16 protein-coding genes are annotated in these 18,555 nt (G+C 66.5%); 10 read left to right on the top strand and 6 right to left on the bottom strand.

The genetic code is table 11. The features are described from left to right. Positions 1-748: DMT family transporter (locus ACE04A_RS19720; RefSeq protein ID WP_485820429.1), on the top strand; the 748-nt coding region annotated here is incomplete at its 5' end. Between the two features lie 234 nt (positions 749-982). On the opposite strand, the gene ACE04A_RS19715 is transcribed toward ACE04A_RS19720, so the two are convergent. The 4 genes from ACE04A_RS19715 to ACE04A_RS19700 all read right to left on the bottom strand — a co-directional run bounded on the left by ACE04A_RS19715 (position 983) and on the right by ACE04A_RS19700 (position 4,661). Then, positions 983-1,960, bottom strand: a complete 978-nt coding sequence (locus ACE04A_RS19715; RefSeq protein ID WP_485820428.1) for a DMT family transporter — start codon at positions 1,958-1,960, stop codon at positions 983-985. Continuing rightward, the gene (locus tag ACE04A_RS19710) at positions 1,957-2,292 is read right to left on the bottom strand and encodes a thioredoxin family protein (protein ID WP_100855233.1); all 336 of its coding nucleotides are present in this window, start codon (positions 2,290-2,292) and stop codon (positions 1,957-1,959) included. The genes ACE04A_RS19715 and ACE04A_RS19710 overlap by 4 nt, the downstream gene beginning before the upstream one ends. Before the next feature lie 103 nt (positions 2,293-2,395). Next, positions 2,396-3,679, bottom strand: a complete 1,284-nt coding sequence (ertE, locus tag ACE04A_RS19705; protein ID WP_485820427.1) for an N-carbamyl-l-glutamate amidohydrolase ErtE — start codon at positions 3,677-3,679, stop codon at positions 2,396-2,398. 187 nt (positions 3,680-3,866) lie between these two features. Further along, positions 3,867-4,661 (bottom strand): enoyl-CoA hydratase/isomerase family protein, encoded by a 795-nt coding sequence (locus tag ACE04A_RS19700; RefSeq protein WP_485820426.1) that lies wholly within the window; start codon positions 4,659-4,661, stop codon positions 3,867-3,869. A gap of 136 nt (positions 4,662-4,797) precedes the next feature. On the opposite strand from ACE04A_RS19700, the gene ACE04A_RS19695 reads away from it, so the two are divergent. Next, on the top strand, positions 4,798-5,751 hold the full coding sequence (locus ACE04A_RS19695; protein WP_448719106.1) for an SDR family oxidoreductase: 954 nt from the start codon (positions 4,798-4,800) through the stop codon (positions 5,749-5,751). Here the strand turns inward: ACE04A_RS19695 and ACE04A_RS19690 are convergent. Next, positions 5,697-6,440 carry a TetR/AcrR family transcriptional regulator gene (locus ACE04A_RS19690; protein ID WP_485820425.1) on the bottom strand — a complete coding sequence of 248 codons (744 nt, stop codon included), beginning with the start codon at positions 6,438-6,440 and terminating at the stop codon, positions 5,697-5,699. The genes ACE04A_RS19695 and ACE04A_RS19690 overlap by 55 nt on opposite strands. Before the next feature lie 101 nt (positions 6,441-6,541). On the opposite strand from ACE04A_RS19690, the gene ACE04A_RS19685 reads away from it, so the two are divergent. The 4 genes from ACE04A_RS19685 to ACE04A_RS19670 all read left to right on the top strand — a co-directional run bounded on the left by ACE04A_RS19685 (position 6,542) and on the right by ACE04A_RS19670 (position 11,431). After that, positions 6,542-8,164: an acyl-CoA synthetase gene (locus ACE04A_RS19685; RefSeq protein ID WP_448719105.1), complete on the top strand. Its 1,623-nt coding sequence runs from the start codon at positions 6,542-6,544 to the stop codon at positions 8,162-8,164. Between the two features lie 143 nt (positions 8,165-8,307). After that, positions 8,308-10,164 carry a phosphoenolpyruvate carboxykinase (GTP) gene (locus ACE04A_RS19680; protein WP_268078657.1) on the top strand — a complete coding sequence of 619 codons (1,857 nt, stop codon included), beginning with the start codon at positions 8,308-8,310 and terminating at the stop codon, positions 10,162-10,164. 98 nt (positions 10,165-10,262) lie between these two features. After that, entirely contained in the window at positions 10,263-10,805 is a 543-nt protein-coding gene (locus ACE04A_RS19675; protein ID WP_448719104.1) for a PDDEXK nuclease domain-containing protein, read from the top strand. After that, positions 10,802-11,431 carry a class I SAM-dependent methyltransferase gene (locus ACE04A_RS19670; RefSeq protein ID WP_485820424.1) on the top strand — a complete coding sequence of 210 codons (630 nt, stop codon included), beginning with the start codon at positions 10,802-10,804 and terminating at the stop codon, positions 11,429-11,431. Before ACE04A_RS19675 ends, ACE04A_RS19670 begins: the two co-directional genes overlap by 4 nt. A gap of 27 nt (positions 11,432-11,458) precedes the next feature. Here ACE04A_RS19670 and ACE04A_RS19665 read toward each other — a convergent pair whose 3' ends face one another. Then, positions 11,459-12,328: a pirin family protein gene (locus ACE04A_RS19665; RefSeq protein ID WP_100855241.1), complete on the bottom strand. Its 870-nt coding sequence runs from the start codon at positions 12,326-12,328 to the stop codon at positions 11,459-11,461. Positions 12,329-12,639: 311 nt separating this feature from the next. Between ACE04A_RS19665 and ACE04A_RS19660 the strand changes: the two genes are divergently transcribed. The 4 genes from ACE04A_RS19660 (at position 12,640) to ACE04A_RS19645 (ending at position 18,547) form a co-directional block, all read left to right on the top strand. Further along, entirely contained in the window at positions 12,640-13,173 is a 534-nt protein-coding gene (locus tag ACE04A_RS19660; protein ID WP_448719102.1) for a DNA-deoxyinosine glycosylase, read from the top strand. A 250-nt stretch (positions 13,174-13,423) separates the two neighbouring features. Continuing rightward, positions 13,424-14,194: a sulfate reduction electron transfer complex DsrMKJOP subunit DsrO gene (dsrO, locus tag ACE04A_RS19655; protein WP_447988497.1), complete on the top strand. Its 771-nt coding sequence runs from the start codon at positions 13,424-13,426 to the stop codon at positions 14,192-14,194. Positions 14,195-14,213: 19 nt separating this feature from the next. Further along, positions 14,214-15,248 (top strand): NrfD/PsrC family molybdoenzyme membrane anchor subunit, encoded by a 1,035-nt coding sequence (nrfD, locus tag ACE04A_RS19650; protein ID WP_485820423.1) that lies wholly within the window; start codon positions 14,214-14,216, stop codon positions 15,246-15,248. A gap of 179 nt (positions 15,249-15,427) precedes the next feature. Then, positions 15,428-18,547 carry a tetrathionate reductase subunit A gene (locus ACE04A_RS19645; RefSeq protein WP_485820430.1) on the top strand — a complete coding sequence of 1,040 codons (3,120 nt, stop codon included), beginning with the start codon at positions 15,428-15,430 and terminating at the stop codon, positions 18,545-18,547. The last annotated feature ends 8 nt before the right edge of the window (positions 18,548-18,555 follow it).

Raw genomic sequence — 18,555 nt, 5'->3', positions numbered from 1 at the left:
GGCGCGCGCCAAGCGGCTGGCGCTGCTGCCGCCTCGCGACGCGTGGCCCGGCATCGTCGTGGGCGGAGTGCTGGCCGTGGCCGTCTTCAACCTGGCGGTGGCCTGGGCGCAGCTCAGCACCAGTACGTCCCGCGCGGCGGTGCTGACCTTCACCATGCCCATGATGTCGGCGGTGCTGGCGTGGCTGGTCCTGGGCGAACGCCTGGACCGGCGGCGCGGGCTGGCGTTGATGCTGGGCGCGATAGGCGTGGCCATCCTGGCCTGGCCCGTGCTGCACGCGGTGTTCGCGGAACACGATCTGGCGGCAACAAAGGGCTTGATCTTCCCGCTGGTGGCGGCGTTCGGATGGGCGGCCGGCACCGTCTACCTGAAGCGCTGGCCCGTGAACGGCCATCGCATCGTCATCACGGCATGGCAACTCGCCGTAGGCGCCGCCTGCGCCCTGACCGGCGTGTTGATCGCGGGCGAATCATTTCCCACCCAAGGCTGGAACGGCCGCATCGTCGCGGCGCTGTCGTTCCACATCATCCTGGGCACGGCGGTGGCGTATTGGCTGTGGTTCGTCCTGAGCGAACGCGTCAGCGCCACGGTCGCCGCGCTGACAACGCTGATGGTGCCCGTGGTTGGCGTGCTTGGCGCAATGGCCCTGGTCGGCGACAGACCTGGCGCAGCCGACTGGTGGGGGTTTGGTTTTGTGCTGGCGGGCGCGGCGCTGATCGTGTTGAACCTGGGGCGCGGGCGTGGCTGAGCGAGATGGGTTACGTGCGCTGGACGGCAGTTCCCAGATGGTTGGCATCTCGCACTCCACCCATCCTACGAACGTGCACCCGTAGGATGGCCCGTAGGATGGGTGAAGCGCGGCAAGGGTCGGCAGAAGAACCCCCCGCCAATCGCGCGCAACCCATCACCAACGTCGCCCGTAGGATGGGTGAAGCGCGGCAAGACCGGCGCAAGAACTCCCCCACAAATCGCGCGCAACCCATCATCCCCGCCTTCTACGCACCCACTCCCTGACCATTTCCCCGCCACTCACCAACGTAATGCCGATCAGCACCAGCACAGCCCCCACAGCAAACCCAGAGTCCAGCGGTTCATCAAGAATCAGCACGCCGAAGCTCACGCCAAACAACGGCGTCATGAATGACAGGATCGACAGCCGCGATGCCAGGTACCTGCGCAGCAGCCAGAACCACGCCAAATAACTCGACAGCGCCACCACCACGGATTGGAAAGCAACGCTCAAGATAGCGGCTTGCGTTGCGTGGATGGTGTGCTGGCCGGTGACCGCGGCATAGGCCAGCAGGCCGACCGCCGCAACCGCCATTTGATACAGCAGGGTCTTGGACGGCGCGGCCTCTGACAGCGATGTTGCGCGGATGGCAACCGTGGTAGCGCCCCATAGCAGGCCGGCCGCCAAACCCATGGCGTCGCCCAGTAGCATGTTGGGGGCGCCGGCTGCCGCTAGTGGCGCGTCGCCCTTGACCAGGAATGCCACCGCGATGCCGCCGAACGCCACCGCCACGCCCAGCCATTGCAGCGGCTGCATGCGTTCTTCGGGCAGCAGCCAGTGCAGGCCCAGCGCGGCGAAGATGGGGGCCGTGTATAGGAACACCGACATGTGCGAGGCCGTGGTGTGCAGCAGCCCTTGCGCCACGAACAGGAATTCGCCCGCGAACAGCAGCCCCACGATCAGCCCGGGCAGCGCCGTGCCGTCGCGCACCGCCCGCAAGCCTTCGGCCCGCCAGCCCACGACGGCCAACACCAATGCGGCGAAGGTCGAGCGCAGGCCGATCTGCATGATCGGGGCAATGTCGGCCGCGACCAGTTTGATGGCAATCTGCTGAAACCCCCAGCACACGCACAGCACCAGCATGCCGGTGGTGGCCAACGCGTCCAGCGGCAGGCGCAGCGGTTTTGCAGTCGGGGCAGCAGCAGACCCAGTAGACCCGCGCGTACTCATGGCAATTCGGCGGGGTAGCTGTCCAGCGCCAGGCCGATCTGTTGGCGCAGGTCCCATTCGGCCAGCGTGGATTGCACCGGGCCGAAGAAAGCGCCGTCGCGCGTGACGAACATGGCGGGTAGGTGAAAGACCTCGTAGCGTTCCACCAGACCGCGGTTGTCGCCGGCATCCACCCAGCAGACGCGCTCCACCGGCAATTCCAGCGCGGGCAGTTGTTCGCGCGCGATGCGGCAGGTGCCGCAGGTGCGGCTATGGAAGACCAGCAGCGTAAGACCGGGGGCGTCCAGCAGGTAGCGGTCGGCGGTGCTGTCGTTGAGTTCTATCTGTTCCATGGCGTATCAAATCCGGGGCAGGGCAGCGGGGCAAGGCAGCCATTATGGCAGCGCGCCGCCCCGGGGCCGCCGATAACCTCGGGGGCGGGATGGGTGGGCCGCCTCAGGCGCCGCGCAGCACCCGGTCCAGTTCCAATACCGATTGGTACAGGACCCGCGTGCCGTCCAGCAACTGCGCGGGTTCGATCCATTCTTCCGGGCAATGGCTGCGGCCGTTCAGGCACGGGATGAAGATCATGCCGATGGGGCCCGTGGGCGCCATATAGACGGCGTCGTGGCCGGCGCCGCTGGGCAGGCGCATGGACGCGTAGCCCAATTGGTCGGCGGCCGCCTTGACGGCATCCATCACCAAGGGCGAGCAGTCGGTGGGCTGGGCGCGGCTTAGCGGGGTGAAGCCGGCCGTCAGGCGCAACGCCTTCAGGTCGTTGGCCACGCCGGCCATCAGCGTTTCGGGGAAGGTGTCCAGCACCGCGTTGCTGTCACTGCGCATTTCCAGGGTCATTTCCACGCGCCCCGGCACCGCGTTGGCGGCGTTGGGCGTCATCGACAGACGGCCCACGGTGGCCACCACGTAATGCGGGTTGCCGCTGGCGGCGCTGGCCTGGCGGCTGGCCGCGTCGATGATGCGGGCGGCGCCCACCAGCGCGTCGCGGCGGATGTCCATGGGTGTGGTGCCCGCGTGGTCGGGCTGGCCTTCCACCACGATCTGCACGCGGCGGATGCCCACGATGTTGGTCACCACGCCGATGGGCAGGCCACGGCTTTCCAGTACGGGGCCTTGTTCGATATGCAGTTCGACGAACGCGGCGGTGCCCCCGGGACCACGCAGCGGCGCGTGCAGCGCGGCGGGGTCGCCGCCGATGCGCGCAATGCCTTGCGCCAGCGATTCGCCGTCGGGGTTACAGGCGGCCAGCATGTCGGCCGTGAGCTGGCCGCTGAGCGAACGGCTGCCCACGCACGAGATGCCGTAGTCGCTGGGTTCTTCGGATAGGAAATCGATGACTTCAAACGGGTGCGCCAGTTCGATGCCGTGCTCTTGCAGCGTGTGCGCGACTTCAATGCCGGCCAGCACGCCAATGATGCCGTCAAAGCGGCCCCCGGCCATGACCGTGTCGCAATGCGAGCCGGTGGCGATGGGTTTGCGCGCGGGGTCGCGGCCGGTGCGGGTGCCGCCCAGGTTGCCGCCCGCATCCAGCCGAGTCGCCAGGCCCGCGGCTTCGAATTCGCCGCGCAACCAGGCGCGCGCGTCATCGAACAGCGGCGAAAAAGCGCGGCGCGTCCAGGGGACGTCGGGCAACGTGAATTGGGACAAGGCTTCAACGCGGGCCCACAGGCGGTCGGCGTTGAGCGGCGGGAATGCGAGGGAGGAGGAAGTCGGATGCGGCATGAAAAATTCCTGAAGATGCGCCAGGGATTATGTCATGCGTGCAAGTGGCGTCCTGCTCAGGGGTGACGTATTCAGCCCGCTGCGGGCTCAGCGTAGCCCGCCTACGCAAAGCGCCTTTCGCAGCCCCGTCTTCGCAAACCCGCCTCAAGTACCCCCGCCTCAAGAGCCCAGCCTCAAGAGCCCTGCCTCAAGAACCCCGCCGCCAGGACGGTTCGCGCTTTTCCAGAAAAGCCGCCACGCCTTCGCGCGCTTCCTCGGTGCTGCGACACGCGGCGATGCGTTCGACGGTGTCGGCGATCAAGGCGGCGTTGATGGGAGCGCCGGCAAAGTCGCGCACCAGCCGCTTGCTGGCCTTGACAGCATCGGGGCCGTTGGCGCACAGCGTGCGGCACAGGGCGTCGACCGCCTCGTCCAGCCGATCAGCGGGAACGACGTCATGCAGCAGTCCGAAGCGCAGTGCGGTGGCGGCGTCAAACCGTTCAGCCGTCAGGAAGTAGCGGTTCGCCGCGCGTTCGCCCATGGCGCGGATCACGTAAGGGCTGATGGCAGCTGGCAGCAGCCCCAAACGGGTTTCCGACAGGCAGAAGTGCGCGCTGTCCGCCGCGATGGCGATGTCGCAGGCCGACAGCAAGCCCATGCCGCCCGCATAGGCGTCGCCGTTCACGCACGCCACCACCGGTTTTGAGCACGCCCAGATGGTGTGCAGCATGTCCGCCAGCCGGGTGGCGTCGGCGCGGTTGTCCGCGTCGGTGTGCGTGGCCATCTTGCGCATCCAGTTCAGGTCGCCGCCCGCGCAAAACGCCTTGCCGGCGCCGGTCAACAGCAGCACGCGCACGTCAGGGTCTTGCTCGGCCTGCCGCACCGCGCTCGTCAGCGCGGCGATCAGCGCCTCGTCGAATGCGTTGCGCATGTCGGGCCGGTTCAGCGTCAGGCGGGCGATGGCGCCATCGCGCGCGACGTCCAGCGGGGCGTTTGCAGTCATGCGGGTCTCCATTATCTTTGAATAGTGCTCAATAAGTAGCAGGGGTTTAGTCGAAGATTCTATGAGTAAAACTACTTGGACGGGATGAGCGGATTGTAAATATTGAGTTATCCTCAAAAAAATATCGGAGCGATCCATGGGCCCACAAGCAAGCCAAAATGCGGCCCCTCAAGCAGGCAACCACACTGCCACCACGCGGTACGCCTCGGTCTTTCGGCCGGGTCTGTTTGACGGCAAGACCCTGGTGGTGACGGGCGGCGGCAGCGGCTTGGGCCGTTGCACCGCGCACGAGCTTGCGTCATTAGGCGCGAGTCTGGCGTTGGTGGGACGCAAGCCGGAAAAGCTGGAAGCGGCAAGCGCGGAAATCGCGCGCATCTACCCCGAAGCGGCGGGGCGCATCAGCCTGCACACCTGCGACATCCGCGACGAAGCCGGCGTGCGCGGCGCGGTGGCCGATGTGCTGGCGCGGCATGGCGCGATCGACGGCCTGTTCAACTGCGCGGGCGGGCAATTTCCCGCGCCGCTGGACCGCATCAGCCTGAATGGCTGGAACGCCGTGGTGCAGAACAATCTGCATGGCACCTTCCTGATGGCGCGCGAGGTCTACACGCAGCACATGCGCCAGCACGGCGGGGCCATCGTGAACATGCTGGCCGACATCTGGGGTGGCATGCCGGGCATGGGCCATTCAGGCGCGGCGCGCGCCGGCGTGTGGAACCTGACTGAAACCGCGGCCTGCGAATGGGCGCATGCGGGCGTGCGGGTGAATGCGGTGGCGCCCGGGTGGATCGCTTCCAGCGGCATGGACAGCTACGACGACGATTACCGCGCGGTGCTGCGCGAACTGAAAACCAAGGTGCCGCTGCAACGCTTTGGCACCGAGGCCGAGCTGGCGGCGGCGGTGGTGTTCCTGCTGTCGCCCGCGTCCGCCTTCATCAACGGCACGGTTATCCGGGTGGATGGCGGCGTGCCCAACGCCCGCCATTCCTGGACCTTGCAGCCGGCCGAGCGCGGCGAGGTCTATAACGGCTTTCCTCAGTACGTGCCGCCGTCCTTGTTCTCAGAACCTTCCGATTCCTCGGCGGCCTGAAGCCGATGCAAGGCGTCGCGCACTTCGCCGCGAAAGCGGGCCAACGCCAGCGCATGCTGGCGCGGGGGCTGCAAGGCCTGCCACAGAAAGCCGACCAGTTGCTCGGCCGTGGCGGCCACGTCCACACGCGCGCCACGCAGAATGGCGTCCCACAGCACATGCTCCATCGGCCCGTAGACGGTGGAACGCAGCAGCCGCAACGGCATGTCCTGGCGGATGTCGCCGTCGGCCTGCCCCTGGGCCAGAATGCGCATCAGCGGCGCGGTATAGCGGCGCTGCAAGCCGGCGTAGATCTCACCGAAATCGTCGTTGCGCGCACGCCCCTCCGACAGAATGAACGCACACAGCCCCGGCCCTTCGGCCAGCAGGTGCCGCAAATGCGTGTGCACCAGATAGTGCAATTGCGCACGCGCGCCCTGCACATGCGGCAGGTTGTCTTCCACCTTGGCGATGATCTCGTCATACCAATCGCTGATCACCCGCACGCACAGTTCACGCTTGCCGCCGAAGTACGTGAAGATGGTGGCTTCGGACACGCCCAGCCGCTGGGCGATCTCGGTCGTTGTGGCGGCCTGGAACCCGGCTTCGGAAAAGACCTGGCGGGCCATGTGCAGAATGTCGCGGATGCGTTGCTCGGACTTGGCGCGGGCCGGCGGGCGGCGGGGCGGGACGACGGGGGTTTTTTCCATGCGGACGGCAAAAGGGCGGTGGGGCGGGGCTTATTATTGAGCCAGGGTCAAGCCAGTTGAGCAAGCCCTGGATTATTCATAACAACATCAGAGACAAAACCATGCTGTCCCGAGCCGAATCCTACAAGCAGCTTGTGTCCCAATTCCAATGGCAGGTGCCGGAACGCTTCAACATCGGCGTGGACGCCTGCGATAAATGGGCTGACGGCAGTGGCCGCCTGGCCCTGATCTTCGAAAAAAGCGACGGCGCGCAAACGCGCTATTCGTTCGACGACATCAAGGCGCAATCCAACCGCCTGGCGCATAGCCTGACGCGCCACGGCGTAGCGCGCGGCGACCGCGTGGCCGTGTACCTGCCGCAAGCGCCCGAAACCGCGGTTACGCATATTGCCGTCTACAAGATGGGCGCGGTGGCGGTGCCGCTGTTCACGCTGTTTGGCGTGGACGCCATCCAGTTCCGCCTGGCCAACAGCGGCGCGGTGGCGCTGGTGACGGACACGGAAGGGTGCCGAAAACTGCGCGAGATACGCGCCAGCCTGCCGGACTTGAAGGTCGTGTATTGCATTGACGGCGACGGCGAGGAAGGCACCGTGCCGTTTCACGCCGCCTTGGCGCAAGAGTCCGATGACTACACACCGGTGAACACCGCCGCCGATGACCCGGCCGTGATCATCTACACGTCGGGCACCACGGGCAAGCCCAAGGGCGCGCTGCACGCGCACCGCGTCCTGTTGGGCCACCTGCCGGGCGTGGAGATGTCGCACGAATTCTTTCCCGAAAACGCCGCCTTGATGTGGACGCCGGCCGACTGGGCCTGGATCGGCGGCCTGCTGGATGTATTGCTGCCGGCCTGGCACCACGGCGTGCCGGTGCTGGCCCGGCGCTTTGAAAAATTCGACGGCACGTCCGCGCTGGAATTGATGGCGCGCCACGGCGTCACCCACACCTTCCTGCCGCCCACCGCGCTGAAGATGATGCGCGGCTCGGCCTACCCGGAAGGCGCCGGCCCGCTGGCGCTACGCTCGGTGGCCAGCGGCGGCGAATCGCTGGGCGCCGAACTGATCGACTGGGGCCGCCGCGTGCTGGGAGTGACCATCAACGAGTTCTACGGCCAGACCGAATGCAACATGCTGGTGTCGTCGTGCTCGTCGCTGTTCGACCCGGAAATCGGGTCGATCGGCCGCGCGGCGCCGGGCCATCGCGTGGTTATTGTGGATGACCTGGGTGTTGAAGTGGCCGATGGACAGGAGGGCAACATCGGCGTATTGCGGCCCGACCCGGTCATGTTCCTGGGCTACTGGAACAACCCCGACGCCACCGCCGAGAAATTCGTGGGCGACACCCTGCTGACCGGCGATCTGGGCGTGCGCGACGCGCGCGGCTTCATCCGCTTCGTGGGCCGCAATGACGACGTCATCACCAGCGCGGGCTACCGCATCGGTCCCGCGCCCATCGAAGACTGCCTGATCGGCCACCCCGCCGTGCGCATGGCCGCGGTGGTGGGCGTGCCCGACGAACAACGCACCGAGATCGTCATGGCGTATGTGGTGCTGAACGATGGCTTCGACGGCGACGACGCCTTGGTCAAGGCCTTGCAGGCGCACGTGCGCACCCGCTTGGCCGCGCACGAGTACCCGCGCGCCATCCGCTTTGTAACCAGTTTGCCAACGACCGCCACCGGCAAGATCATCCGTCGAGAGTTACGCGACGGCAGCTACCGTTGAGCTCGTCTCAACCCGTGACAATCTCGTCCATGTGGATGGGTTGACGGGTTGCCCGGCGCTGCAAGTATGATGGCGCAAATTACATACGGCCCCACGCAATCGGGGCCGTATCACCATTTGTCTAAAGCATGGAGATAGCCCCAATGAATAAGCCATTGGATGGGGGTTTGGCTGCGTTGAACGTGCCTGCCTACGTCAAGCATCGCGGCCTGATCGACTGGGTCGCCAGTTTTGTTGCGCTGGCCAAGCCCGATCACGTTGTTTGGTGCGACGGCTCGCAAGAAGAATACGACCGCCTGTGTGAACAAATGGTCCAGGCCGGCACGATGCGCAGGCTCAACCCCGCCAAGCGGCCCAATTCCTTCCTGGCCTGCTCGGACCCGTCCGACGTGGCGCGCGTGGAAGATCGCACGTTCATCTGTTCCGACCGGCCCGAAGACGCCGGCCCCACCAACAACTGGGCCGATCCGGCCGAGATGCGCGACACGCTCAACGGCCTGTTCGACGGCGCCATGCGCGGCCGCACGCTGTACGTGGTGCCGTTCTCGATGGGCCCGCTGGGTTCAGACATCGCCCACATCGGCGTCGAACTGTCCGACAGCCCCTACGTGGCCGTGAACATGCGCATCATGACGCGCATGGGCAAGCAGGTGTATGACGTGCTGGGCACGGATGGCGACTTCGTCCCCTGCGTGCATTCCGTGGGCAAGCCGCTGGCGGCGGGCGAGGCCGACGTGGCCTGGCCGTGCAACCCCACCAAGTACATCGTGCATTTCCCGAAAAGCCGCGAAATCTGGAGCTTCGGTTCGGGCTACGGCGGCAACGCGTTGCTGGGCAAGAAGTGCTTCGCCTTGCGTATTGCGTCCACCATGGGGCGTGACCAGGGCTGGCTGGCCGAACACATGCTGATCCTGGGCGTCACGTCGCCCAAGGGCCGCAAGTACCACGTGGCCGCGGCATTCCCGTCGGCCTGCGGCAAGACCAACTTCGCCATGCTGATCCCGCCGCAGGGCATGGACGGCTGGAAGGTCACCACCATTGGCGACGACATCGCCTGGATCAAACCCGGCCCCGACGGCCGCCTGCACGCCATCAACCCGGAAGCCGGCTACTTCGGCGTGGCCCCGGGCACCAGCGAACAGACCAACTTCAACGCCATGGCCACCTTGAAGGCCAACGTCATCTTCACCAACGTGGCGCTGACCGATGATGGCGACGTCTGGTGGGAAGGCATGACCGACACGCCGCCCGCGCACCTGATCGACTGGCAAGGCCAGGACTGGACGCCCGCCATCGCCCGCGAAACCGGGCGCAAGGCCGCGCACCCGAACGCGCGCTTCACCGCGCCGGCCGCGCAATGCCCGTCGATCGACCCCGAATGGGAAAACCCCAAGGGCGTGGTCATCGACGCCTTCATCTTCGGCGGCCGCCGCTCCACCACCGTGCCGCTGGTGACCGAAGCGCGCAACTGGGTCGAAGGCGTGTACATGGCCGCCACCATGGGTTCGGAAACCACCGCCGCCGCCGTTGGGCAGCAGGGCGTGGTGCGCCGCGACCCGTTCGCCATGCTGCCGTTCTGCGGCTACAACATGAGCGACTACTTCAACCACTGGCTCAAGCTGGGCAAGCAACTGGAAGCCACCGGCGCCACCTTGCCGCGCATCTACTGCGTGAACTGGTTCCGCAAGGGACCCGACGGCAAGTTCGTCTGGCCGGGCTTTGGTGAAAACATGCGCGTGCTGCGCTGGATGCTGGGCCGCATCGACGGCGAATCCAAGGGCGTGGACCAGGTGTTCGGCGTATCGCCCAGCTACCAGGACATCGACTGGACCGGCCTGGAGTTCACGCCGGACAAATTCGAACAGGTCATGTCGGTGGACGCGGCGGCTTGGCGCGATGAGCTGGCGCTGCATCACGAACTGTTCGGCCAATTGTCCCAAGGCTTGCCCGAAGACCTGCCGGCCACCAAGACCAAGATTGAAGGGCGCCTGGCTGCCTGACGCTGACTTGGTCTGATAAGCCCGCGTGCCCCATAGGCGCGCGGGCTTTTCTATTTCATGATGGCTCTCTTCATTCGGCTTTTCGAGGAGTTGTCGTGGTGGCGAAATGGAATCTGGACGAATTTCGGGGCGACGCGGGCAGGGCGGCCTTGCGCGACCGCGGCCCGGAAGGCGATCTGCAAGTGGCCGTCATCCGCGACATGGAGTCCTTCCTGCTGGAACTGGACATGGGGTTTGCCTTCATCGGCCGGCAGGTGCGCACGCCCATCGACGGCGATGACGCGTGCCTGGACTTGCTGTTCTACCACCGCAAGCTACGCCGGCTGGTGGCGCTTGATTTGAAGGTCGATGAGTTCAGGGCGGCCTACAAGGGCCAGATGGAACGCCACCTGCATTGGCTGGACAAGTTCGAACGTGAACCCGATGAAGCCGCGCCGCTGGGCATCATTGTTTGCGCGGGCATGCAGACTGAAAAAATCGAATTGCTGGAACTGGACAAGTCCGGCGTACAGGTGGCTCAATACCTGACCGACCTGCCGCCACGCGCGGTGATGGCGCAACGGCTGCAACAGGCGGCCAGGCGTGCGCGTTCGCGGATCGAGCAACGCGCAATGCGTGATCCAGGCACAATGACCCCATGAAACTTGATCCCGAAGACTTGGCCAAGATCACCTCGCTGACCTTGGCGAACTACGAAGAAAACGCGGTGGACTTCGAGGCCGGCACACGCGGCCACGACGTCAGCCAGAACATCGCCGCCTTGCTGCGGCATATCCAGGGCGAACCTCCTTTTGACGTGCTGGACTTGGGCTGCGGCCCCGGCCGCGCCCTGAAGACGTTTGCCGCGTTGGGCCATCGGCCAGTAGGGCTGGACGGCACGCCCAGCTTTGTCGAGATGGCGCGCGCCGCATCCGGTTGCGAGGTCTGGCATCAGGATTTCCTGCAACTGTCTTTGCCTCCGGCGCGCTTTGATGGCGTATTCGCCAATGCCGTGCTGTTTCACGTGCCAGGCCAGGAGTTGCCGCGCGTGCTGCGCGACCTGTGGGCCACGCTGCGCCCGGACGGCGTGCTGTTCTGCTCCAACCCAAGGGGCGGCAACCAGGAAGGCTGGAACCGAGGACGCTATGGCGCGTATCACGATCTGGACGGATGGCGCACGCTGATGATCGGGGCCGGCTTCGACGAGCTTGAACATTATTACCGGCCTGACAATCTGCCACGTGAGCAACAACCGTGGCTGGCCAGCGTGTGGCGTCGAGTCGGCTAGGGGGGCAGCGCGCGCCGCCCCAGCCCGTCAGTGCATCTGCCCGTAGCGGCCGGCGTTGAAGTCCTGGATGGCTTCGATGATTTCGGCCTGCGTGTTCATCACGAATGGGCCGTAGCCCACCACCGGCTCGCTGATCGGCTCGCCGCTCAGCACCAGGAATACCGCGTCGTTGTTGGCTTCGACGGTGATGTCTTCGCCATCCTGCGAGAACAGCGCCAGTTGCGCATCGCGCGCCACGGATTCGCCATTGATCAGCACTGTGCCGCGCAGCACGACCAGCATGCTGTTGCGGCCCGCCTCGATCGGAAAGCTTGCCGCCTTGCCCGCGTTCAGGCGCACGTCCCACACGTCCATCGGCGTAAAGGTGCGCGCGGGGCCGGCCACGCCCGCGAAGTTGCCCGCGATCACGCGCACGCTGCCTGCGCCGTCGGGCAGGGCGGCCGTGGGGATGTCGGCATTCAGAATGCCCTGATAGCCCGCCGCCGCGGCCTTGTCCTTGGCCGGCAGGTTGACCCATAGCTGCACCATTTCCAGTTCACCGCCCGAGCGGGTGAAGGCGGGCGAGTGGAATTCTTCGTGCAGGATGCCGGAAGCCGCCGTCATCCATTGCACGTCGCCAGGGCCGATGACGCCGCCGTTGCCGGTGGAGTCACGGTGTTCGACCTCGCCGCTGTACACGATGGTGACGGTTTCAAAGCCGCGATGGGGATGCTGGCCCACGCCGCGGGGACGGTCGGCCGGCTCGAACTTGGCCGGGCCGGCGTAATCCAGCAGCAGAAACGGGCTGACATTCTGGATCTTGTCGTTGTCGTGATACGAGAACATCGAGCGCACCGGGAACCCGTCGCCCACCCAGTGGGGGCGCGGAGCGGCATGCAGGCCGAGGATCTTCTTCATGGCATCTATTCCTATTGCGCGGCCCCTTCGGGGCCGTTCGTCATGAGGGTAAAGATAGGGGCGGACCCACGTTTCAGTAGTACTGGTTTCTGATAAGGACTGTTCCATGAATCGGACGATTGCCAGCCCGTGCTGAAGACGCTTTTGGGCCACTTTGATACCGTGCCGATACCGCTTTGATACCTCTTCGATACCTCTTTGATACCTTGTCCCGTCCGTCTTTGAAGCCTTGATCATGAGCATCGAGGCCGGGATTTTTAAGAATAATCCGATTTTTTGAGCCCGGCCCTCGTCTGACGTATCCTGCCGCCATGGAACATCGCATCACCCTCGCGCCGGGCGCGCGCACCGATCAGGTTTGGGGCTTTGCCCCGGTTGCCGCGCCTGATGCGCGGGTGCTGGTGCTGGGCTCCATGCCCGGCGTGGCGTCGCTCAAGCAGGCCCGTTACTACGCCCATCCGCGCAACGCCTTCTGGCCCATCGCCGCGCAGGTGCTGGGTTTTGACGCGGGCCTGGACTATGCAGAGCGGCTGCAAGCCCTGCAAGCCGCGGGCGTTGCGCTATGGGATGTGCTGCACGCGTGCGAACGGCCCGGCAGCCTGGACGCCGACATCCGCCGCGACACGCTGGTGCCCAACGATTTCGCGTCCTTCCTGGACCGCCATCCGGCCATCACGCGGATCTGCTTCAACGGGGGCAAGGCCGCCGCGCTCTATCGCCGACACGTCCTGCCCACGCTGGATCGATCGGTGGATTATGTAGACCTGCCATCCACCAGCCCCGCCCATGCCGCCGCGTCGTTCGACATGAAGCTCGCGGCGTGGCGCCGCGCGTTGACGATGTAGTTGCGCGCGGCAAGGCTGCAGCCGGAGCGCCCAGCCGGCAGTCCCAAGCCGCAGCCCCCCGCCCAGCCCCGCCCAGCCCAGCCCAGCCCAGCCCAGCCCAGCCCAGCCCAGCCCAGCCCGCCCCTCTAGGCGGGCTTTTTACCGTCCATCGCTTTATCTCCGTCCCCGATTTGATTCAGATCAACTGTCTATATAACCAAAAGTGATAAGTTAATAGCAACAAAAAGCTACCCGTCCGGAGTCGTCCGTAATGCCTGCCTCACCCGTTCCCCCCGACCCTGCCCTACGCGGCAAACGCGGTTTTCTCAAAGGGCTGCTTGGCCTGAGCGCCGCCGCCACCATCATCCCCATCCATGCCGAAGCCACGGGCCTGAACGGCCAGCCGCCACGCCGTCCCGGCATGCCCGGCAAGCGCTATGGCATGGTGGTCGACCTGCGCAAGTGCATTGGCTGCCAAGCCTGTACGGTCAGTTGTTCGCTGGAAAACCTGCCGCCCATCGGGCAGTTCCGCACCACTGTCCTGCAATACGAAGTCACCCCCGACGCCGGGGGGCCAAGCGCCATGGTCATGCTGCCGCGCCTGTGCAACCACTGCGACAACCCGCCCTGTGTGCCGGTCTGCCCTGTGCAGGCCACGTTCCAGCGTGAAGACGGCATCGTGCTGGTCGACAACGAACGCTGCGTGGGCTGCGCCTACTGCGTGCAAGCCTGTCCCTACGACGCCCGCTTCATCAACCACGACACGCAGACGGCCGACAAATGCACGTTCTGCGAACACCGCCTGGAAGTCGGCCTGTTGCCGGCCTGCGTGGAAAGCTGCGTGGGCGGCGCGCGCGTCATCGGCGACATGAACGATCCCGACAGCGCCATCTCGACGCTGCTTAAGGAACACAAGGCCGACATCAAGGTGCTCAAGCCCGACATGAAGACCGACCCCCACGTCTATTACATCGGCCTGCCCGACGCCTTTGTCCACCAGGTCGATGGCCAGGCGGGCGTGCGCCTGGCCGGCGGACATTGAGCCATTGAAGGGGACTTTCATGCAGATCTCGGAATTGCTCACGCCGGTCTATGACGCCGCCTGGCTGCCGTGGGCCGTGCAGTACTTCTTTCTTATCGGCATTGCGGCCACCACGGCGCTGACCGCCGTCTTTGCCGCCTTTGGCGAGGCCGGCTCGCCCTTGCGCCGCCTGTTGCCGGCCGCGGCCACCGTGCTGCTGGTCAGCGCCGTCGCCGCGCCCGTGTCGCTATTGGCCGACCTGCACCAGCCCGGCCGATTCTGGCATTTCTACGCGCACATCACGCCGTGGTCGTGGATGTGGCTGGGCGCCTTGCTGCTGCCCGTGTTCGTGGGCTTGTCGGTGCTGTTCTGCGCCGCGTGGTGGTGGGGCCGCATTGTCTGGCTACGCGTGCTGGGCGTGGGGCTGGCGCTGTCCGCCGCGTCCATCCTGGTCTACACCGGCGCGGAAGTCATGGTGCTGCGCTCGCGGCCCTTGTGGCACACCGCGTTCCTGCCCGTGAACTTTGCCTTGACGGCCTGGCTGGGCGCGCTGGGCGCCATGTTCCTGGTGGGCCGTTGGCTACCGGGCGGCATGAAGGCCTTGCCGGTGGCGTGCTTGCGCGGGCTGAGCCTGACCGCCGTGATCCTGATGGCGGTGGGGGGGGGCGCCTGGGCGGCGTTGGGCCTGTTGGGCGCCGACCCGTCGTTTGACGCGGCCTTGCGGCTGTTCGCGGAATTTCCCATCTGGCGCCTGAGCCTGGCGGGCGCCGTCATCACGGGCTTTTGCATGATCGCGCTGTTGCAGCGGCCCGCGCGCGCGCTGGCCGCGCCGCTGCCTTCGGCCGTGTTGGCGCTGACGATGCTGGGCGCCGCCTGGATCTTTCGCTGGGTGGTCTTCATGAGCGTGCAGGGCGTGCCCAAGTACGGCGCCGGCCTATACCTGTACGACATGCCCTGGGGCAGCGATGGGCTGCTGGGCATGGTGGGGGTGTTGGGCTTGTGCGTGGCCCTGATCACCGCGGTGACCTGGGCTCTGGAAGCCTACCCGGCGCGTGCACGCGGCATGGCGGTCTGACAGCAATGGAACACAAAGCAATGAACAAGCAACACGAAGACGACAAGCCCGGCGCGAAGCCGGGCCAGAACGCAACCCCTGGCGAAAGCGCAACCTCGGGCCGGAACACAAGCCCGGTCCAGGGCACCCGGCCGGACTCGTCGCAGGACACGCCCCAGGACGCCGCGCGGCGCAAGCTGATGGTGCGGGGCGGCATGGTCGCCGGTGGCATGGCCGCCTTTGCGGCCGGCTACGGTGAAACCGTCACACGCGCCGTGAAGGGCCTGGCCCACGGTACGGCCGGCGTGCCCACGGCGCATGCCGTGCGCGGCAATTCGTTGACCCCGGAATTCCGTATCGACCCGCTCACCGGCGTCCTGAGTCCGCAGCCTGGCCAGACGGTCAGCCCGTCCAGTTGCCTGGGCTGTTGGACCCAATGCGGCGTGCGGCTGCGCGTGGACACGGCGGAAAACCGCATCCTGCGCGTGGCGGGCAACCCCTATCATCCGCTGGCCACCACGCGCCCGGCCGCCATGGAAACCCCCGTGCGCGAGGTCTACGCGCAACTGGGCGGCGACAACGGCCTGGAAGGGCGCGCCACGTCGTGTGCGCGCGGCTCGGCCATGCTGGAACAACTGCAAAGCCCGTACCGGGTGCTGCAACCGCTCAAGCGCGTAGGCGCGCGCGGGGCAGGCCAGTGGCAGAGCATCTCGTTTGAACAACTGGTGCAGGAAGTGTGCGAAGGCGGCGACCTGTTTGGCGAAGGCCACGTGGATGGCCTGCGCGCCATCTTCGACCGCGACACGCTGCTGGACCCCGCCAACCCCGAGTACGGCGCACGCGTGAACCAGTTCCTGTTCACCGACGCCTCCAACGAAGGCCGCACGCCGCTGATCCAGCGCTTTGCCGCGCAGTCCTTCGGCACGGTCAACTTCAGCAACCACGGCTCGTATTGCGGCCAGAGCTTCCGCGTAGGGGCGGGCGCCGCGTTGGGCGATTTGAAAGGCATGCCGCATGGCAAGCCTGATTGGGACAACGCCCGCTTTGGCCTCTTCATCGGCGCCGCGCCCGCGCAAGCCGGCAACCCATTCCAGCGCCAGGCCCGGCAGTTGGCCGAAGCGCGCGTGCGTCCGGAAGAAAACAGCTTCACCTACGTGGTTGTGTCGCCCGTGCTGCCCGCGTCCTCCAGCCTGTCGGCCGGGTCGGGCAACGAATGGCTGCCGGTGAACCCGGCGAGCGACCTGGCCTTGGTCATGGGCCTGATCCGCTGGATTCTCGACAACGAGCGTTTCGACGCCAAGGCCTTGGCGCAGCCCGGCCCGCAGGCCATGCAGGCGGCGGGCGAAGCCGCCTGGACCAACGCCACGCACCTGGTCGTGGCCGAACCCGGCCACCCGCGCCTGGGCAGCTTCCTGCGCGGCGCGGACATGGGCTGGCCGCGCCCGTCGGACGCCGACGATAAATGGCAAGACGTGTATGTCGTTCGCCTGGAAGACGGCACGCTGGCGCCGCACACCGGCGCGTTACCCGCGACCTTGTTCGTGGACGAGCGCATCGCGGCGCCCGGCATGGCGGGTGCGCCGCAAGCCCTGCGCGTGTGTTCGTCGCTGGCGCTGCTGCGCGAGGAATCGCATCGAAAAACCCTGGACGAATACGCCGACCTGTGCGGCGTGCCTGCCGACAAGATCGCCCAGCTTGCAGAACGCTTCACCAGCCACGGCAAGCGCGCCGTGGCCGACGCCCACGGCGGCACGATGAGCGGCGCGGGCTTCTACACCGCCTACGCCATCGCCATGTTGAACACCTTGGTGGGCAACCTGAACGTGGACGGCGGCCTGGTGCTGGACGCCGGCCCCTTTCCGCCCTACGGCCCCGGCCCGCGCTACAACATCGCGGGCTTTGCCAACCGCGCCACGCCCAAGGGTGTCGCGCTGTCGCGCAACCGTTACCCCTACGAGAAGTCCAGCGAATTCAAGCGCAAGCAGGCGGCGGGGCAGCCTGCCTATCCGGCAGCGGCGCCCTGGTATCCGGCCACGGGCGGGCTCAGTTCGGAAATGCTGGCGTCCGCGCTGGCGGGGTATCCGTATCGCGCCAAGGTGTGGTTCAACCACATGAGCAACCCGGTCTACGGCATCGCGGGCTTCAAATCCGTGCTGGCCGACAAGATGAAGGACCCGCGCATCCTGCCGCTATCGGTGTCGATCAACCCGTTCATCAACGAGACCAACGCGCTGGCCGACTACATCGTGCCCGACACCGTCACCTACGAAAGCTGGGGCGTGTCGGCGCCATGGGCCGACGTGGTCGCCAAGGCGTCCACGGTGCGCTGGCCCGCCGTCCGCCCGCGCGTGGCGCGCACGGCCACGGATGAACCGGTGTGCCTGGAAACGTTCTTGATCGCCTGCGCCAAGCGCCTGGGTATGCCGGGCTTCGGCGCCAACGCCATCACCGACAAAGACGGCGGCAAGCACGCGCTGGACACGCCCGAAGACTTCTTCCTGCGCGGCATGGCCAACATCGCGTTCTCGGCCGGCCGCCCCGTGCCCGAAGCCAGCGACGAAGACATGGCGCTGACCGGCGTGGACCGCTATCGCGCCCTGCTCGAACACAAGCTGAAGCCGGGCGAGTGGCGGCAAGTGGCCATGCTGATGAGCCGTGGCGGGCGCTTCGACAAGATGGACGACGCCTGGGTGCAAAACGAGACCCGTCAAACCCGCCAGACACGCGCCGCCTACGCCAAGCCCTTGCACGTCTGGAGCGAAGACCTGGCGGCGTTCCGCCATGCCATGACAGGCGAGCGCTACAGCGGCTGTCCGACCTGGTATCCGCCACGCCTGGCGGATGGCCGCGATGTGCGCGCCGAGTATCCCGCCACGGACTGGCCCTTTCTGCTGAGTTCGTTCAAGTCGAACCTGATGAGCTCGATGTCCATCGGCGTGAGCCGACTGCGCCAGGTTCATCCGCACAACCCGGTGTCGATCAACCGGCAGGACGGCGAACGGCTGGGCATCCGCAACGGCGATGCCGTGCGCATCGTGACGCCGGGCGGCGCGGTGACGGGGCTGGCCTTGCTGCGCGATGGCATCCAGCCGGGCGCGGTCGGCATCGAACATGGCTACGGCCACACCGAGCTGGGCGCGCGCGCGCACGTGGTGGACGGCAAGCCCATGCCGCACGACGCCACGCTGGCGGCGGGCGTCAACCTGAACGACCTGGGCTTTGGCGACGCCACGCGCGGTGAACACGCCAACGTCTGGATCGACTGGGTGTCCGGCGCGGCGGTGCGCCAGGGCCTGCCGGCGCGGATCGAGCGGGTCTAGCGAGAGCG

The sequence above is a fragment of the Achromobacter colocynthidis genome (genome assembly GCF_057334535.1).
Note: the sequence above shows the minus strand (reverse complement) of the source record. Positions and strands in the feature narration are given on the sequence as shown.

Excerpts from the sequence above, each read along its gene's own strand:
- ACE04A_RS19715 (WP_485820428.1), bottom strand. The coding sequence starts at position 1,960 with ATGAGTACGCGCGGGTCTACTGGGTCTGCTGCTGCCCCGACTGCAAAA.
- ACE04A_RS19710 (WP_100855233.1), bottom strand. The coding sequence starts at position 2,292 with ATGGAACAGATAGAACTCAACGACAGCACCGCCGACCGCTACCTGCTG.
- ertE (WP_485820427.1), bottom strand. The coding sequence starts at position 3,679 with ATGCCGCATCCGACTTCCTCCTCCCTCGCATTCCCGCCGCTCAACGCC.
- ACE04A_RS19700 (WP_485820426.1), bottom strand. The coding sequence starts at position 4,661 with ATGACTGCAAACGCCCCGCTGGACGTCGCGCGCGATGGCGCCATCGCC.
- ACE04A_RS19695 (WP_448719106.1), top strand. The coding sequence starts at position 4,798 with ATGGGCCCACAAGCAAGCCAAAATGCGGCCCCTCAAGCAGGCAACCAC.
- ACE04A_RS19690 (WP_485820425.1), bottom strand. The coding sequence starts at position 6,440 with ATGGAAAAAACCCCCGTCGTCCCGCCCCGCCGCCCGCCGGCCCGCGCC.
- ACE04A_RS19685 (WP_448719105.1), top strand. The coding sequence starts at position 6,542 with ATGCTGTCCCGAGCCGAATCCTACAAGCAGCTTGTGTCCCAATTCCAA.
- ACE04A_RS19680 (WP_268078657.1), top strand. The coding sequence starts at position 8,308 with ATGAATAAGCCATTGGATGGGGGTTTGGCTGCGTTGAACGTGCCTGCC.
- ACE04A_RS19670 (WP_485820424.1), top strand. The coding sequence starts at position 10,802 with ATGAAACTTGATCCCGAAGACTTGGCCAAGATCACCTCGCTGACCTTG.
- ACE04A_RS19665 (WP_100855241.1), bottom strand. The coding sequence starts at position 12,328 with ATGAAGAAGATCCTCGGCCTGCATGCCGCTCCGCGCCCCCACTGGGTG.
- ACE04A_RS19660 (WP_448719102.1), top strand. The coding sequence starts at position 12,640 with ATGGAACATCGCATCACCCTCGCGCCGGGCGCGCGCACCGATCAGGTT.
- dsrO (WP_447988497.1), top strand. The coding sequence starts at position 13,424 with ATGCCTGCCTCACCCGTTCCCCCCGACCCTGCCCTACGCGGCAAACGC.
- nrfD (WP_485820423.1), top strand. The coding sequence starts at position 14,214 with ATGCAGATCTCGGAATTGCTCACGCCGGTCTATGACGCCGCCTGGCTG.
- ACE04A_RS19645 (WP_485820430.1), top strand. The coding sequence starts at position 15,428 with ATGGTGCGGGGCGGCATGGTCGCCGGTGGCATGGCCGCCTTTGCGGCC.